10 protein-coding genes and 7 pseudogenes are annotated in these 17,393 nt (G+C 37.6%); 12 read left to right on the top strand and 5 right to left on the bottom strand.

The genetic code is table 11. From position 1 onward, the window contains the following. Positions 1-506 precede the first annotated feature (506 nt). The 6 genes from MKX71_RS10255 (at position 507) to MKX71_RS10230 (ending at position 7,283) form a co-directional block, all read left to right on the top strand. Positions 507-1,391: a sugar ABC transporter permease gene (locus MKX71_RS10255; RefSeq protein ID WP_339230980.1), complete on the top strand. Its 885-nt coding sequence runs from the start codon at positions 507-509 to the stop codon at positions 1,389-1,391. A 19-nt stretch (positions 1,392-1,410) separates the two neighbouring features. Next, on the top strand, positions 1,411-2,292 hold the full coding sequence (locus MKX71_RS10250) for a carbohydrate ABC transporter permease (protein ID WP_236833390.1): 882 nt from the start codon (positions 1,411-1,413) through the stop codon (positions 2,290-2,292). 104 nt (positions 2,293-2,396) lie between these two features. After that, positions 2,397-3,665, top strand: a complete 1,269-nt coding sequence (locus MKX71_RS10245) for a sugar ABC transporter substrate-binding protein (protein WP_038429103.1) — start codon at positions 2,397-2,399, stop codon at positions 3,663-3,665. 53 nt (positions 3,666-3,718) lie between these two features. Beyond that, complete coding sequence (locus MKX71_RS10240; RefSeq protein WP_339232028.1) at positions 3,719-4,336, top strand: hypothetical protein; 618 nt, start codon at positions 3,719-3,721, stop codon at positions 4,334-4,336. A gap of 300 nt (positions 4,337-4,636) precedes the next feature. After that, positions 4,637-6,001, top strand: a complete 1,365-nt coding sequence (locus MKX71_RS10235) for a glycoside hydrolase family 1 protein (RefSeq protein ID WP_015251931.1) — start codon at positions 4,637-4,639, stop codon at positions 5,999-6,001. A gap of 262 nt (positions 6,002-6,263) precedes the next feature. After that, positions 6,264-7,283: a substrate-binding domain-containing protein gene (locus MKX71_RS10230; RefSeq protein ID WP_015251932.1), complete on the top strand. Its 1,020-nt coding sequence runs from the start codon at positions 6,264-6,266 to the stop codon at positions 7,281-7,283. A gap of 294 nt (positions 7,284-7,577) precedes the next feature. On the opposite strand, the gene MKX71_RS10225 is transcribed toward MKX71_RS10230, so the two are convergent. After that, the gene (locus tag MKX71_RS10225; protein WP_339232026.1) at positions 7,578-9,641 is read right to left on the bottom strand and encodes a glycosyl hydrolase; all 2,064 of its coding nucleotides are present in this window, start codon (positions 9,639-9,641) and stop codon (positions 7,578-7,580) included. 355 nt (positions 9,642-9,996) lie between these two features. Between MKX71_RS10225 and MKX71_RS10220 the strand changes: the two are divergent. After that, positions 9,997-10,356: pseudogene (locus MKX71_RS10220) on the top strand (UV damage repair protein UvrX); the annotation flags it as partial. After that, a pseudogene (locus MKX71_RS10215) lies at positions 10,352-10,600 on the top strand (YolD-like family protein); the annotation flags it as partial. The pseudogenes MKX71_RS10220 and MKX71_RS10215, both read left to right, overlap by 5 nt. Here MKX71_RS10215 and MKX71_RS10210 read toward each other — a convergent pair. The 3 genes and pseudogenes from MKX71_RS10210 to MKX71_RS10200 form a co-directional block, all read right to left on the bottom strand. Next, positions 10,528-10,799: pseudogene (locus tag MKX71_RS10210) on the bottom strand (SOS response-associated peptidase family protein); the annotation flags it as partial. The pseudogenes MKX71_RS10215 and MKX71_RS10210 overlap by 73 nt on opposite strands. Positions 10,800-11,020: 221 nt before the next feature. Continuing rightward, positions 11,021-11,386 (bottom strand): hypothetical protein, encoded by a 366-nt coding sequence (locus MKX71_RS10205; RefSeq protein WP_038429099.1) that lies wholly within the window; start codon positions 11,384-11,386, stop codon positions 11,021-11,023. A 29-nt stretch (positions 11,387-11,415) separates the two neighbouring features. Further along, positions 11,416-11,547 (bottom strand): annotated as a pseudogene (locus MKX71_RS10200) (SAR2788 family putative toxin); the annotation flags it as partial. Between the two features lie 46 nt (positions 11,548-11,593). Here MKX71_RS10200 and MKX71_RS10195 point away from each other — a divergent pair. Continuing rightward, positions 11,594-11,939, top strand: a pseudogene (locus MKX71_RS10195) (hypothetical protein). Positions 11,940-11,973: 34 nt separating this feature from the next. On the opposite strand, the pseudogene MKX71_RS10190 reads toward MKX71_RS10195, so the two are convergent. Then, a pseudogene (locus MKX71_RS10190) lies at positions 11,974-12,303 on the bottom strand (helix-turn-helix transcriptional regulator). 170 nt (positions 12,304-12,473) lie between these two features. Here MKX71_RS10190 and MKX71_RS10185 point away from each other — a divergent pair. The 3 genes and pseudogenes from MKX71_RS10185 (at position 12,474) to ppsA (ending at position 17,245) form a co-directional block, all read left to right on the top strand. Continuing rightward, positions 12,474-12,713 (top strand): TM2 domain-containing protein, encoded by a 240-nt coding sequence (locus MKX71_RS10185; protein ID WP_014477028.1) that lies wholly within the window; start codon positions 12,474-12,476, stop codon positions 12,711-12,713. Between the two features lie 622 nt (positions 12,714-13,335). After that, positions 13,336-13,977, top strand: coding sequence for an endo-1,4-beta-xylanase XynA (gene xynA, locus MKX71_RS10180; protein ID WP_015251938.1), 642 nt, complete (start codon positions 13,336-13,338; stop codon positions 13,975-13,977). Positions 13,978-14,646: 669 nt separating this feature from the next. Continuing rightward, positions 14,647-17,245 (top strand): annotated as a pseudogene (gene ppsA, locus MKX71_RS10175) (phosphoenolpyruvate synthase). Positions 17,246-17,393: the final 148 nt, after the last annotated feature.

Below are 17,393 nucleotides of genomic sequence, written 5' to 3'. Positions count from 1 at the left end.
CCCTTGTTTTAGAAAGCACTTACAAAATAATAGAGAAAATAAAAAGAAAGTTGCAAGCGACTTAAATTATAACAAAAATTATCAAAATAAACTATTTATTTTTTGAGAATATAAACTTAAATTAAAACTAAACCATTACTTAACAAACGAACTCATCACAAATCATGTGTCTAATCTTAGTTATTTCTTGATAGTTAGGAACAAATTAGAATTAAATCAAGATTTGTAAGCGTTTTCTGTTTTATTTTTGAAAATTTCAAAAAAGTATAGACATTTAATTCTGGTGAATATATAATTATTTTATTAAGTTAGCGATTAACGATTGTTTAAGTTAAGTTAATAATTAAGTTAACTGATTAGTGATTTAATTTTTTTAAAAGGGAGTGAAAAACAAAGAATTTTTTGAAAACTGATCTAAAGGGTTTGAAGGTTTTCGAGAATTCCCAGGATATTTGATAAAGTCATGTGGAGTTCCTTATTAAAAATTAGATAAGGCGGGGTGGAAAATGCATAAATCGAAAACATTTTTGTTCTACATGTTCATCTTACCTTGGTTGATTGGGTTCTTTGTTTTTACAGCGGGGCCCATGGTGTATTCGTTATATATGTCCTTTACTGACTATTCAGGTCTTGGAACAGCAAATTGGGTAGGATTTGAAAATTATCAAAAGATATTTACAGAAGATCCTTTGTTTTGGCAATCATTATGGAATACACTTTTTTATACCGTTTTTGCAGTACCGCTTGGATTGATAGTTGGTTATCTGTTAGCGGTCCTTTTAAACGCAAAAGTAAAGTTTATGGGGTTTTTTAGAACTGTATTCTATTTACCGTCTCTTGTTCCCACTGTTGCCAGCTCTTTATTATGGATCTTGATTTTTCAGCCGGATTTTGGCATTGCGAATGTGATCCTTTCATTTTTTCATCTGCCAACCTCGAATTGGTTGCTGAGTGAGGCAATGGTTAAACCTTCTTTAATAATTATGAGTCTATGGGGAGCAGGTGGAGGAATGGTTATCTACCTGGCCGGCCTTCAAAATGTGCCTGCCTCTCTCTATGAAGCTGCTGAGCTTGATGGAGCAGGGAAGTTATCGAAGTTTTGGAATATAACAATACCTATGACATCAAACGTTATTTTTTTTAATTTAATCATGGGACTCATCGGCGCTTTTCAAATTTTTACACAAGCGTATGTTGTAAGCAGTGGAAACGGTGGACCAAATTATAAATCTCTATTTTATGTTTTCTACTTGTATCAAGATGCATTCAAGTTTTTTAAGATGGGGTATGCATCCGCTCTTGCTTGGATTCTATTTCTCATCATTTTAGTTTTCACACTGATTCAATTTAAGGTATTTGGAAAAAAAGTCTACTATGAATATGACGAATAAGTGAGGGAGGGAAAGTGGAGTGGAAATCGCAAAAGTAAAAACCAAAGCAGTGAGGATAAAAAAAGAGAGCAGCATAAAAAAAGGTAAACTTTTTGAAAGAATTCTGACATACGGACTTCTTGTCAGTTTATCTATCGTTTTCATCTTTCCATTTTTATGGTTGGTTGGGACATCACTAAAGCCTGAAAATGAAGCCATTTCTTTTCCACCTAGTTTGCTGCCGAAGGTATGGGATTTTGCGAATTATATAGACGTATTCACTATCGTGGACTTTGGTCAATATTATTTAAACTCCATCATTGTTACTGTAGCAACGGTAATTGGGACGGTTTTATCCTCGACATTGGTAGCTTACGGTTTTGCACGAATTAAGGGAAAAGGACGGGATGTTTGGTTTATCTTGTTGTTGGCAACTATGATGCTCCCTCCGCAAGTCACCATGATTCCTGTATACATGATTTTTGCGAAACTTGGTTGGACAAATACTTTTTTGCCGCTAATTGTTCCTGCTTTTTTTGGTAACGCTTACTTTATTTTCTTGCTTCGACAGTTTTTTAAAACCATCCCAAAAGAGCTTGAAGAATCAGCTTATTTGGATGGGTGCAGCACTCTGGGAATCTTCTGGCGGATTGTCCTTCCGTTATCCACTCCGGCAGTCATTACTGTTGCCTTGCTGAGCTTCATGTGGACTTGGAACGATTTCTTGGGACCGTTAATTTATCTCAATGACGATTCTAAATTCACGCTAGCTTTAGGGATTCTCCAATTCAAGGGTGCATTATTGATAGAATGGGGACCAATGATGGCAGCAAGTGTGCTTATTATTCTGCCTTTGATAATCATGTTTTTTGTTGGGCAGAAGTATTTCATAGAAGGTATCGCTACTACTGGTGGAAAGTAATAGCTAGGTTTGATTAGTAAGGGTCAGGCTAGATAATGACCTTTTCTGGAACCTTATCTATTCCTTATCTATATTTTACTAAATAAATAGGGGGGAGTAATTCGATGTTTAAGAAGAAAGGATTAGGTGTTTTCCTTTTAACCCTTGTGCTGGCTTTATCAGCCTTTTTGTCGGGATGTTCTGGATCTGATACGTCAAGTGGGGACTCAAAGAATGGCGTGACGCTCCGTATATTAGTTTGGAATAACAATCCAGAAGGTACAAAACTGGAAAATGAAATCTTTAAAGCATTTGAGAAAGAAAATCCTGGTGTCAATGTTGAAATGGTTTATGCTCCATACGATAAGTTTAACGACAAGTTCCTAACAATGTCTGCCGGCGGTGACCAGCCAGACTTAGTTTGGATCCAACCATCTGCCTTTGGACAGTTAGTATCTAAAAATGTATTGATGGATCTATCTGATAAAGAGATCAATAAAGATGAATACTTGCCTAACATTCTTGAAATGGGTAAGGTTGATGGCAAGCAATACGCGCTGATTCGTGATGCAGCGACATTCCAGATGGGCTATAACAAAGATATGTTTGATGAAGCAGGAGTGCCATATCCTTCAGATGATTGGACTTGGGATGACTTCCTTAATGCAGCGAAGAAATTAACAAAAGTTGAAGGTGGAAAAACAGTACAGTTTGGAATTGAAAACTACTATACTGGGGAAATTTTGGTTCAAAACGGGGGATCATACATAAGTCAAGATGGCAAGACAGTGACAGTGGACTCGCCGGAAACAATTGAAGCAATCCAGTTTGGATCCGATCTTATCAACAAATATAAAGTTCAACCAACTTCAGCTCAAGCACAGGGCATGTCTAATTTGTTCCTAACTGGAAAAGCGGGCATGAAATTAATGGGCCCATGGGACTGGGCAGATACAGAGAAAAACGTTTCCTTTGAGTGGGATGTGGCACCAATGCCAGCAGGAAAAGCCGGCAATGTATCTGCAGCTTCTTATCTGCCAATCGGTATTGGAAAAGGGACAAAACATCCTGAAGAAGCATTTGAGTTGCTGAAGTTCCTATCAACCGGTAAAGGGCAGGATATCCAGATTGATACAATTAACGCAATTCCAGTGGTAAAGCGTCATGCAGATAAAATAACTACTATGAAAAACGCGCCGGAGAATGCAGCTTCATTAGGAACGCTTCTTCAAGAAGGCAAAACTGTTATGAATGCACCGTATACACCTGATTATGCCGAGATTGCAAATAAAATCCAGCCGGTCATTGACAATATTAATTTGAAGGATCTCGATGCGGAAAAAGAATTGAAAAAAATTGCGGATCAGATTCGCAAAGAATATAACCTGAAATAATAACGAAAAGGTACTTGTTAAATCAAGTACCTTATTTCAAGAAGGTGAAACGGATGAATAAAAGTACGTATTTAGACAGCAAGGTTTTCTGGATAATGGATTTGGTCTTTAGCCTGGCTAAAACGAGTGTATTCTTTTGGGTAGCGTTGATAAAAGAGTTCTTTATATTTGGTCTTGTTGCTTCTTTCTGTACATTGGTTGAAATGATGGATGAAGTTCTTTTGGGGAACGGGGGTTCTATTAGGGAAGGACTTCGAGAGAGAAGCCAAAAATACAAAGGTTATAAAAAAATTTCATTGTTTACTTTTTGTTTTTTTATTTATACAGGGCTGTTTATCATATTTCCATTACCTGAATCCGTACCGGCAGATATAGGAGTTTTTACAAAGTTTGCGTTTGTTTATTTGTATTTATTGGGAGTGGTGCTATTCACATATGTATCGTGGAACTTGGTTAAGTTGAATTTAAGTGTAAAGAAAGCTTTATTTTATGGTTTTTATTTAATGTTTAAAAGGTTTGTACGATCTATTTTATTATTTGCTGTATTTTTAGTCATAGTTTTATTAAGTCAGATGAATTTAATTTTTCTTATATTCATTGCTCCTTCTCTCTATGTTATGTGTGGGACTATGATATTGAGAAAAATCTACAAAAGTGAAGTTTTGAACTAAGAATACTAGATCTGACTTAGACCGTTATTTGTTTGCAGGATGCACCTAAGGTTTATCAAATGTAGCCTGCTTCCGCTTTTTATGTTCCTGCTCTATAGTGGTGCGTAATAGATGTGTTTGTGCGGAAGACTCAGCAAAAGCAGTAAAACTATTCTGGAGAGAACTCTACCAGAATGGCGGAGAGCGATAATTATAAGGTAATACAACATAAGATTTCTTTTTTCGCTTAAACATACGCCTTGAAAGAATGTTCTTGAGGTAAGCCTGCAATGTTATTTCACAATTAAGGAGTGCAAAGAAATGAATAATAAGAATATTATCCCCGAGGGTTTTTTCTGGGGAGGAGCGGTAACATCTTTTCAAACTGAAGGTGCTTGGAATGAGGGGGGAAAGGGCCCGTCTATAGTAGATGCAAGGCCGGTAAAGAATAATCATTCAAATTGGAAGGTAGCAGTGGATTTTTATCATCGCTATAAAGAGGATATTGCGCTTTTTAAAGAAATGGGATTTAATGCCTACCGCACAAGCATTTCATGGTCAAGGGTTTTTCCAGATGGAGAAGGAGAACCTAATGAAGAAGGTTTAAAGTTTTATGATGAATTATTTGATGAGATGCTGACAAACGGAATCCAGCCTGTTATCACTCTTTATCATTTTGATTTACCTTTGGCGTTGGCAGAAAAATATAACGGTTTTGCTTCCAGAAAAGTCGTAGAGTTATTTGATAAATATGCAAGGACAGTATTTAAACGATTTGGAGGAAAAGTTAAATATTGGCTTACTTTTAATGAGCAAAATCTTGTTTTAACAAACCCGCAATATTGGGGAGTTACATTGGCTGATAATGAATCAGTTGAGGCTTTAAGATATCAGGTGTGCCACAATGCTTTTATTGCACATGCTAAGGCGGTAAAAGCTCTGCATGAGTTAGTGCCAAATGGACAAATGGCAGGAATGGTAACCTACCTAACAACGTATCCAGCGACCTGTGATCCAAAAGATGCTATAGCAAATATGAAAGCAAAAGAGTTATTGACAGACTTTTATTTTGATGTATTTGTGCACGGCGAGTATCCATCTTATGTTACCAGTCATCTTGAGCAGAACAACATAATGCCGGTGTTTGAAGAGGGAGATGCTGAATTACTTAAGGATAACACAGTTGATTACTTAAGCCTCAGCTATTATCAGAGTCAAACGGTTAAGCACCTGCCGGAAACGGATGGACACATTATTTCAGGTGTATGTCCGAATCCAAAACTAGATACCAATGAGTGGGGATGGGCAATTGATCCAATTGGCTTAAGAGTGGCTTTAAAAGATATGTATGCCCGTTATCGGCTGCCTATTTTCATAACAGAGAATGGGATTGGTGTAAGAGAAGAGCTGGACGAAAACCAAACAGTGGAAGATCAGTATCGTATTGATTATCTAAGGGAACATATTGAACAAATGAAACTGGCCATGAAAGAAGGTGTAGATGTTATCGGATACCTTTCGTGGGGATCAACGGATATTTTAAGCTCTCAAGGTGAGATGAAGAAGCGTTATGGTTTTGTTTTCGTAAACAGAGATGAAACAAATTTAAGAGATTTGAATAGATATAAGAAGAAAAGCTTCGATTGGTTTAAGGGAGTAATTTCTTCAAACGGGGTTAAGTTATAAACAAATAATAGTTTTGTGCTAGATTTAAAACGTTGATAATTAATGATTTGCCATACTCCGCCTATATCCATTGTTTATATTAAAAACAGTGAATATAGGCTTTAATTGTTCCGCTCATACTATTCGCTGCTGTTGTATTAAAATTTACGTACCAATCTGTGCACGCTCTCGGGGTGGATTTCAGTAAGCCTCATTGACAAAAGATTTTATTAGCCATAAAATTAAGTTATCGATTAACAATAATTCAGAGAGGAGCGAGGATTTGAAAACTAATATTACCATGCGAGATATTGCAGAAAAGCTTGGTGTAAGCAGCGTAACAGTATCGAAAGCTCTAAATGATAAAGAAGGAGTCAGTGCTGATCTCAAATTAAAAATCAAACAAGTAGCTGATGAAATGGGTTATCGCTACAACACATCAGCCCGTGCCATGAAAGACGGGCGTTCTTATAATATTGGTGTTACTATTCCAGAACGATTTACGGGCATGACGCAGTCATTTTATTTAAACATCTATCAGTCTCTGTCTAAATCGCTGGAGCAAAAAGGTTATTACGGCATCCTTCACATTTTAAGTTCAAATGATGAAAAAACTTTAGTGCCGCCACGTATTTACTCGGAACAAAAAGTAGATGGTCTGATTATATTGGGGCAGGTCAGTAAAGAATACATTGAGATGATGCAGTCCGTAAATATTCCAGTAGTATTTATGGATTTTTATGATGAGAAAACAGATATGGATGCGGTTATTACGGATAACTTTTATGGCGCCTACGATTTAACAAACTACTTGATCAGCAAAGGACACAAGGAAATCGGATACGTCGGTAATTTATACGCGACAAGCAGTATTCAAGACCGCTTTTTGGGTTATTATAAATCGCTCCTTGAACACAGGTTAGAAAGAAACGACAATTATATTTTAAATGACCGGAATGAAGAGGGGAAATTTGTAGATATTCAATTGCCAGACCAAATGCCAACTGCCTTTGTTTGTAACTGTGACCAGGTAGCACGCCTCTTGATTAATAAGCTCGTCTTACACGGATATCAGGTACCGGAAGATGTATCAGTAGTTGGTTTCGACAATGATGCTTATGCAACAATCGGGTTTCCTGAATTAACAACTGTAGCTGTCGATGTGGAAGAAATGGCACGTACCGCTGTTCAATTTATGTATGAAAAAGTAAACGATCCTTCTAAAAAATTTGGTCGGGTCCAAGTAAAGGGTCGTATCATTTACCGCGATTCTGTCAGTTCTCCAACTGCCTCTCCCCAATGAGTATAGACCTCTTGTCTATGCTTTTTTATATTCAAATTATTACAATCATAGTTTTAATAAAAATTAGTAAGTTAATAAGCTTTGCACAAAGTAATTTTAATGTTTTCTAATCAAAGAGAAGCTATACGAAGTCGTTGTAGCGGAGAGCATTTGACACCTATTAAGTGAAGCTGTTGGGCTTTTCCAACAGCTTCACTATATATTCTGAATTATAAAGGAAAGATGTTAATTGAAACAGATCCGTTTTTCCATTCATAGGCCCGAATCAGAATAGTAGCCATTATATATATGTGCTCAGTGGCTGGCCGGTATATCGGTAAAGTCTGTTTTTCCAGAAGATGATACACGAATATTATCAAGGTAAATCGTGCCGTTAACAGGTTCTGATCCCGTAGCATTTACATAAATAGAAAACGCCCTTACACTTTTCAAGTGTTCAGCTGTTAATGTTTCTTTTTGCCGTTCGGCAGATTCCCATGGGGCCGGTTTAAATTCGGAAAATGGGATTGATACCTCGCTGGCTGTTTTAGAAGCAAGTGACGGATACGCCTCGAAGGCGATTCCTCCGGCATTGAGTTGAACAACCATTTTTTGATTTCCACCGTCTGCTTTCAGCCAGAAATCAATTGAATCTGCTTCAGCCCAGTCAACACTATCTAGAGATTTGGTCATGCCAGTATAACCTGCTCCAGCTAGTGAATAGTCATATTTTAATGCATAGGAACCTTCCGTTTTTACGATACTGGTTAACGATAGCTTTAAGGGATCACCTTGAGTAGCAAAGGCAGCCTGCAGCTGTTCATCATCGCCATAATATGTCTCAAATGTATCAACAACTGTTGGTGGCTGTTTTTCTGGCTCTTTTAAATACACCTTAATCGTTTGTTTTTGAGAGGTTCCATCAGCAAATTCGGCTGTTACATGAATAGTTGCTTTGTCACCTTTTAAAGCAGCAGACCCTTCATAATAATAACCATCACCTTTGACAAGAGGGTACTTCTTCGCTTTGTCATTCACGGTATAATAAATATCTTTGGGTTTACCCTGAATCACACTAACGCTGATTGGTGTAACTTTTTGGAGCGAAAGACTACGGTCAATTGGCGAAACAATATGCATAAACGGCTTTTCTGCAACTGTTTCCGGTACTGCTCCTCCGTATATATTCCCAACATCTTTCGAGAAAGCAGAATAGGGGTCTTTATAAAAATTGATAAAGTCAGGAAGTAACTCGTGATCTCCGAGCCCATTTGGTGCATTTTTGTATGGAACAAACAAGTTGCCATTAAGCCCGAAGTTAGCCCAGGTCTGCATATAAGAAATTTTTCTTGCATAGGGATCTGCTTTGATGGCATCAAGCACTCTCGTGAACCATTGTGTGTCAAGGTTTCCGTTTGTTTTTAATCCAAGTCCATATTCAGTTAAAGCAGCTATTTTCCCTTTCGAGTCTGCTAATTTTGAGAGCATGCCAAGATCTACTACGAGAGTATTTAAAAACCCTTCAGACCCCGGATTGTTTGGATTATCATACTGATCAAATCCTAAAACATCAACATAATCATCTCCAGGATAGGTTTTTAGGTATTTCTCTTCATCTCCGTTAAAAGATGCACCTGGTGAAAAAGCGTATAAAAAGTTATCGACGCCTTTTACATCACGCAAGTATTCTACAGTATATCGGTAAAGTTCTTTGTATTCTGCAGCCGAAGTTGTTTGAGCTCCCCACCAGAACCAGCCGCCGGTTTGCTCGTGGAACGGGCGGAAAATCACAGGAATATCTTTGCCTTCGTTGTCTTTCAAATCATTTGCAAAAGCAGCAATGTTGTCAAGCCATTCATTGAATCTAGCATTATAGCTTCCGCCCGGCAGGATATTTTTGACTACACGGCCGCTTGTGTCATAAAAGCCGCCGCCGGTTACAAAGTTATGCGGATGAGTACTAAGCGTTAAGATGCCACCAAGTTCATGTGCGGTTTTCATCGATTTGATCAGATTGGCTCGATTTTCGGCGGCAGATTGTTCACGTGATCCCGGCTTTTCATAGCCATCAAGACTGAGCGTATCCCAGCCAAAGAGGGCGGGATAGTCACCGACCGAGTTTTTCACTTCAGATTCGGTAGAACCTGTCCGCAGACCGGGTCCGGTAACGGTAATTCCCTCATCCGTTGCGTGCTGCTGGCCGAACAAAACTTTTTCGCCGCTAATACTTTGCAAGTAAGAAAACAGCTGTTTTGTCGACGTTGATGCTTCAGCATCTACAAGATTAATAATCTGCTCCTGGGCTTGTGCGGAAGGCATAAGAAGAGAAGAAGATAAAACGAAAGCACCCGTAAAAGAAATCCATCCTTTTTTCAGCAAACCAGTTCCTCCTTTTAATCATTTAATGTTGAAAGCGCTTCAATTTTATATTATATATTTAGTTACTTAATAAATAAAGTAAAAAATTAATTTTTAAGGTTTTCGATAAATTAAAAAGGTGTGTTTTCTGTAAATAAACTAAATTTCTTGTTTGAACAGAAGGCCGGTTGTAAAAATTCTACACACAGAATGTCGCGAGCAAGAGTGTCCTTGGCTGTTTAATGAGATAAAGCACGTTTATGAAAATATGATCAGTGTAGCAAAGATAAGCATTTCTTTCCCGAGCTTTTAGATAGGCCTTTTTTAAAAAAAGACAAATTGACGAAAAGGCCATTCACTGCATCTAACAGCTTTCAGCATATGGAGAGAATTTGGTTTGATGTGCACAGTAGGCATTGGAGATAATATGTTGCTGAGTAAGCTTGCGCTTGACCTGGAAAGTAAGAAAACAAAGAATGGCATTGCACGTTGGAGATAAGAGGATGTGCCAAATAAACTCTGGAAGGTTCACCCGTTGTCTAAAATGTGGGGGATAGGAGGGAGGATGGAAAGAAACCTAAATCGGATGGCAATATCGACTGTAGATCAGTTAGCCAAATTTCCTTTAGAGCTGCTTGAAAAGAAGTTCGGAATAATGGGAAACCAGTTGTATTATCATGCTCATGGAATCGATTTATCAGAAATAGGAGCTCCTTTGATGCAAGGGCAGATTAGTTGTCTCTGAGGTACTTGAATTTAATAAAGAGTTGAAATTCAAACTCTTTAACAATGGATTCGTTGAAAATGTCACCGGCAGAGTCCATTACATTAATCTTGAACAACACAGGCTTCATGTAAAAGACCAGAATGACAATACAATGTCTTTGGATCAAGGCGTTTCCATTCGTTTACTTACGAGCGGCTTTCGAAAACTTGGTTTCTCGGCCAATGTTTCAGCTCGAGCATTAATCATTTTATAACTGATTTTTTCGTCTTTAGCCCAAGGAGGGATAAGACCCATCTAAGTTTATTGGATCCATCGTTGATAATTGTCAGGATGTTTTGTGAAGGAGCGACATTATAGCTAGGGTGATATTCACCTTCAGGTAAGAATTGATCTATGTTGAATTGCTCAATGATGTCATCAAACTCAGAAAATAAAGTGAACTTGCCACACATGTTCATCATCCTTTAGGGTTTTTGAATATTGTACAGGCTTGATACACAAAAATCAAAAAGGAGGAATGTGATGCAGCAGCAAACAGTTGAGGGTTAAGGAAGTTGAATGGAGAAAGAAAAGGTCAGTGATATTTATACAATACATTAAATAGTTTTTCTATAAATAGTTCTGATAGACTGTACAATAATAAGAACGCCCCCATATGGGGGCTTGGATCTGCTTAATAACCATTAAATCCCTTGATTTCAAAGTTTTCTGTATCGAGATTTAGGCTATTCAATTGGTTTAACAACACCTCAAATTTTAAGCAGTCACCGTTTCTAAATTCATCTGGAATATATTTAGGATTTGCAATTTTCATGCCATTCTCAATCCACTGTTTTCGGTATAACTGAATTGCAGCTTCAATTAAGTAATCTGGCGTTACAATAAAACCTAAGCTTACGTCATGATCTTCACTGTAGCCGTATTCAAAATCACAACAAGGGCAGATATCAAATGTTTTTTGATACTCACCATCATTGTTTAATGGGTTTTGAATTAATCCTTTATATCCGCAAATTAAACATGTATATAATTTTGGCATAGCAATCCCTCTTTATATATTTATAGTTCCTATTGATTTTTATAATAATTATAACCAGCCTTTTTATTTGGATGTTTTGGTTTAAAGTAAGTTATTATAGTGTCCTTATTACCTGAGCGTTCCACAGATAAAAATTCATTTGTCTTTTTATTATACTTATACAAAGGGATTGAGACAGTTGCAAGGAATGGTGAACCGTACACAGTTTTGAACGATTTGCTGTTTGCTGCAGGCAATTTACATATTGGTCTGGGGTATGATTATATAAAGTGCGTTACCTTACTAATCAATGTCAAAAGATTTTTTAGTGTAACAGAGTCATATGGAAATATTTCTGATAAATTAGCTGTTTTTGCTATGAAGGGTGTGCAATTTGATCAGTTTGAGGAAGCTTACAAAGCTTATAAAGAAACAGTTACTATAAATCAAAATAGCTTAGTGGACTTTTTAAGTGCTGATAAAAGCAGGTGAGAAGCCACAAAAAGCTGGTGAAAGTTTAGCTATCATCATGAATAAACTTATTGAAAATGAGGCGGAAAATTCAATGATATAATTGTTTTAGGCAAAAGCCCTTATGCGGGCTCTTTTTAATTGTTGTTTGCAGTAACCAATTTTAAAATTTTCCGTATAGGATCTAACATCGCAGGTGTAAGTTTATATCCATCCCAGTGGATATAAGGTTTTTCTATTTAGGTTTTTCTTTCCACTTTAGGATCAAGATCATCCGTTAACCCAAGTATGTAATCAACTGTAACATCATATAGCCTAGCTAAAATAATCAACTTGTCCAATGGTGGTTTTTTCTTTCAGTTTTATACCGCGCCGTAACTTGATTTTGCAATTCCAATTTTCTCACCTAACTGTTCCATTGTTAATTTGTGTGCCTTTCGTAATTGACGTAATCTTTGGCCATACATTTTGAATAAACGCCTCCCAAAACCATCTAGTTCAATTATATGAGCTTTCATTTCTCCATAAAATAAAAAATCTCAAAAAAATTTCAAAACTTTCACGATTTCTGGTGGAAAATGCATTATAATGTGAAAGCATTACTTTAAAAATGGTAGCAATGAACTAGGAGGAAGTCATGGTAAGCAAGAAGAACAAAATTGTAGCGGCATTATTAGCATTTTTCTTCGGGGGTCTGGGAATACATAAGTTTTATTTGGGAAGAGTAGGACAAGGTATTTTATATATTTTGTTTTGCTGGACTGGTATTCCGTCTATTATCGCATTTATTGAATTCATTATTTTTCTTTGTGGAAGCGAAGAAGCGTTTGATCAAAAGTACAATTTTTATTACTTCCAGCAGCAATCTAAAGCTTAATTTTAAAGAGGGATATACAGTCCCTCTTTAAATAAAATAAGAATTTTAAAGATATTTATTTTGAATTGGAGGCTCGGTTACATCCCACAGTTACCCTGATTGTCAATTCTTTTTCAGAGCCCTTTCAAATAAAAATCTTGCAACTTCTTTGTAAAACTGATCTAAGCTATCATCCTCAAATTTTTGGTCAATAATTCTAATTGAGCAGTTCTTTCTTAGTATAACCTTAATTGTTTTCTTCTTCAGTTCTTCATATTCTTCATAAATTTGCTTCCCTTCATTAGACAAGCGGCAGCTACAATAATTTCACAATCTCTAATGTGTATCTCCTTTATTTGAAATGATTCAATGGGAATTCATTACAGATATTACTCCATCTGAATTAGAAACAAGAATTGTGATCCTACGAAAAAAGGATCAGGATATGGTGGAAGAAGACCACTTATAATGTGTTTCTAGGTATTTGTAATTAAATTACAAATACTTTTAATATTCGCTCGTGAATTCGTGTTATTATACTGAAGAGGACGATCAAAAGCTTTGGCGTTAGTAATTAAGAATGTTTTAAATATATTACGAGTGCTACCTCAAAGTCGGAAAAAAATTTTATAGGAGGTAACATATGTTTAAGTTTAAAAAGAATTTCTTAGTTGGATTATCGGCAGCTTTAATGAGTATTAGCTTGTTTTCGGCAACCGCCTCCGCAGCTAGCACAGACTACTGGCAAAATTGGACTGATGGGGGCGGTATAGTAAACGCTGTCAATGGGTCTGGCGGGAATTACAGTGTTAATTGGTCTAATACCGGAAATTTTGTTGTTGGTAAAGGTTGGACTACAGGTTCGCCATTTAGGACGATAAACTATAATGCCGGAGTTTGGGCGCCGAATGGCAATGGATATTTAACTTTATATGGTTGGACGAGATCACCTCTCATAGAATATTATGTAGTGGATTCATGGGGTACTTATAGACCTACTGGAACGTATAAAGGTACTGTAAAAAGTGATGGGGGTACATATGACATATATACAACTACACGTTATAACGCACCTTCCATTGATGGCGATCGCACTACTTTTACGCAGTACTGGAGTGTTCGCCAGACGAAGAGACCAACTGGAAGCAACGCTACAATCACTTTCAGCAATCATGTGAACGCATGGAAGAGCCATGGAATGAATCTGGGCAGTAATTGGGCTTACCAAGTCATGGCGACAGAAGGATATCAAAGTAGTGGAAGTTCTAACGTAACAGTGTGGTAGCAGATCATCTTTAATTAGGGGTAGCTAACGGGCTGCTGATCGTTCCTTGAGAAGTTTTATAATCAATGATTATTAAAATCGTTAGTAATGCTTAAAGGTTGTTTTCTACTAGGTGAACGGCCTTGGAATTGCTGGAGGTAGGGTATTCTCCATCTGGTTTTATAACTTTTCCTATAGGTTAATAGAATGGTATTTAAATGAGAATGCTATCAATTTTTTGTAGTCAGCGCTTGCTCACAACAGACACCTTTACATAACCCTTCTTTATAAAACATAAGCCTTACTCAAAATAAAAATATCTCAGTAGTTAACCAGAATCCTCATAACTTTATACTAGTTAACGGTGGGACTGTTAAGAACAAAAAGTCTAATTTATAAATGGGGACTCTACGAACAAAGCAAGTAAATTCAAAAAGAACCCAACTTTAGGATTTCCTTAGAGGATTGAATCAGCTCGAACCAAGTTTTTTAATGCGACTAGCTATGGAAATTAAGAAAAGAACCTGGTGAAATTGCCCAGGTTCTTTTTATATTGCACAAAAACAGACACGGTGATATAATCATACTACGTGCGCTTTCTAGTTAAAAAGTTATAGATATCCATCTTATAATTTTATTATATCCTGCTAGGAAGCTCTTGTCAATATTTTTTTGAAGGGGAGATGTAGAATGAGTTCTTTGGTTCTCGGTTTACATGAAATTGAAAAAACACAGCTTTCGCTCGTTGGAGGAAAAGGGTTACATTTAGGGGAATTATCAAAAATTCAAGGTATACAAGTACCAGAAGGATTTTGTGTCACAACAGTAGGATATAAAAGCCATCGAACAAAACGAAACGTTACAAGTGTTGTTGGATCAGTTGGCGATGCTAAAAGTTGAGGACCGAGATCAGATTGGTAACATCAGCCGGAAGATTCGGCAAATCATTATGGAAGTAGACATTCCTTCCGATGTTGTGAAAGCAGTGGCTCACTATCTCTCCCAGTTCGGCGAGGAACATGCCTATGCCGTGCGTTCTAGTGCAACTGCTGAAGATTTACCACATGCTTCATTTGCCGGTCAACAAGACACCTATTTAAATATTATCGGCGTCGATGCAATCTTGCAGCATATCAGTAAATGCTGGGCGTCCCTATTTACGGATCGCGCGGTTATTTACCGTATGCAAAATGGATTTGGCCACAGCCAAGTCTATTTATCCGTTATCGTTCAAAGGATGGTTTTCCCTCAGGCTTCGGGAATTTTATTTACCGCTGATCCGATTACCTCAAGCCGAAAGGTGTTATCCATCGATGCCGGTTTTGGACTTGGTGAAGCACTGGTTTCCGGATTGGTGTCTGCCGATTGTTATAAAGTACAGGATGGGCAAATCATCGATAAGAGAATAGCAACTAAAAAATTGGCTATCTACGGACGAAAAGAAGGCGGAACAGAAACACAGCAGATCGATTCTGATCAGCAAAAGGCTCAAACACTGACTGATGAACAAATTTTACAGCTGGAACGCATTGGAAGACAGATCGAAGCTCATTTCGGCCAGCCGCAAGATATCGAATGGTGTTTGGCCCGCGATACTTTTTATATTGTACAGAGTCGTCCAATCACTACTTTATTCCCCATCCCTGAAGCGAGTGACCAAGAAAATCACGTCTATATTTCTGTTGGTCATCAACAAATGATGACGGATCCCATAAAACCACTGGGGTTGTCTTTTTTTCTGTTGACGACTGCTGCACCCATGCGTAAAGCCGGTGGAAGGCTATTTGTTGATGTCACACATCATCTAGCATCCCCTGACAGCAGAGAAGTTTTCTTAAAAGGCATGGGGCAGCACGATCAGCTCTTAAAAGACGCACTTATGACTATAATAAAGCGACGAGATTTCATAAAGTCGATACCAAATGATAAAACAGCACCAAATCCCAGCAGAGGCAATGCAGATATGCCGGCTCAAGTTGAAAACGATCCGACAATCGTGTCTGATTTGATTGAGAGCAGTCAAACATCGATAGAAGAGTTAAAACAAAACATCCAAACGAAATCAGGATCAGATTTATTTCGTTTTATTCTGGAAGATATCCAGGAATTAAAGAAGATTTTATTTAACCCAGAAAGTTCGGTTGTGATTCGAACTGCTATGAATGCTTCATTATGGATTAACGAAAAAATGAACGAGTGGTTAGGTGAAAAAAACGCAGCAGATACACTCTCTCAATCTGTACCCCATAATATTACTTCAGAAATGGGTCTTGCGTTATTAGACGTCGCAGATGTGATTCGTCCTTATCCAGAGGTAATTGATTACTTACAACATGTAAAAGATGATAACTTTTTGGATGAACTGGCTAAGTTTGATGGCGGAAGCAAAACCCGAGACGCGATCTATGATTATCTCAGCAAATACGGAATGCGATGTACCGGAGAAATTGATATTACAAGAACTCGATGGAGCGAAAAACCAACTACACTTATCCCAATGATTCTTAATAATATCAATAACAGTGGGCCTAATGCCAGCCATCGGAAATTTGAGCAAGGGCGACAGGAAGCTTTGAAGAAAGAGCAAGAGTTATTAGATCGATTGAAGCAATTACCGGATGGTGAACAAAAAGCCAAAGAAACAAAACGAATGATAGATATCATCCGGAATTTCAGCGGGTTTAGGGAATATCCAAAATACGGCATGGTTAATCGATACTTCGTTTATAAGCAGGCTTTACTGAAAGAAGCCGAACAACTCATAGAAGCGGGCGTTATTCATGAAAAAGAAGATATATACTATCTCACTTTTGAAGAACTTCACGAAGTCGTACGCACACATAAACTGGATTATCAAATCATCAGCGCACGAAAAGACGAGTACACATTATATGAAAAACTATCTCCACCACGTGTTATCACGTCTGATGGTGAAATCGTTACAGGTGAGTATAAACGAGAAAATCTCCCAGCCGGAGCGATTGTAGGTCTACCTGTTTCCTCCGGAGTGATAGAGGGGCGAGCGCGTGTCATTTTAAACATGGAAGATGCTGATTTAGAAGATGGAGATATATTAGTTACCTCCTTTACCGATCCAAGCTGGACACCATTGTTTGTATCCATAAAAGGCTTAGTCACCGAAGTTGGTGGACTGATGACCCATGGAGCTGTTATAGCGCGTGAATATGGCTTACCTGCAGTTGTTGGCGTTGAAAATGCTGCCAAGCTGATAAAAGATGGGCAACGAATTCGCGTTCATGGTACAGAAGGCTACATTGAAATTTTATAATGTCTGATGTGTGTAGAGAGCCATCAGATATTCCGCCATCAGCCCTAACTAGAAGTTGGGAGGCTGCAATTGTACCGAATGATAAAGTTCCCGTTGAACTAACGAAGATCGATAGCACATTAAGAAAAGCTGGAACCTCTTGGAGGAG

Source organism: Bacillus sp. FSL M8-0071, from assembly GCF_037975455.1.
Classification (GTDB): Bacteria; Bacillota; Bacilli; order Bacillales; family Bacillaceae; genus Bacillus; species Bacillus subtilis.
Note: the sequence above shows the minus strand (reverse complement) of the source record. Positions and strands in the feature narration are given on the sequence as shown.

What these genes read in the sequence shown, in the direction of transcription:
- MKX71_RS10255 (WP_339230980.1), top strand. Translation starts at nt 507, where the DNA reads ATGCATAAATCGAAAACATTTTTGTTCTACATGTTCATCTTACCTTGG.
- MKX71_RS10240 (WP_339232028.1), top strand. Translation starts at nt 3,719, where the DNA reads ATGAATAAAAGTACGTATTTAGACAGCAAGGTTTTCTGGATAATGGAT.
- MKX71_RS10245 (WP_038429103.1), top strand. Translation starts at nt 2,397, where the DNA reads ATGTTTAAGAAGAAAGGATTAGGTGTTTTCCTTTTAACCCTTGTGCTG.
- MKX71_RS10185 (WP_014477028.1), top strand. Translation starts at nt 12,474, where the DNA reads ATGGTAAGCAAGAAGAACAAAATTGTAGCGGCATTATTAGCATTTTTC.
- MKX71_RS10205 (WP_038429099.1), bottom strand. Translation starts at nt 11,386, where the DNA reads ATGCCAAAATTATATACATGTTTAATTTGCGGATATAAAGGATTAATT.
- MKX71_RS10235 (WP_015251931.1), top strand. Translation starts at nt 4,637, where the DNA reads ATGAATAATAAGAATATTATCCCCGAGGGTTTTTTCTGGGGAGGAGCG.
- xynA (WP_015251938.1), top strand. Translation starts at nt 13,336, where the DNA reads ATGTTTAAGTTTAAAAAGAATTTCTTAGTTGGATTATCGGCAGCTTTA.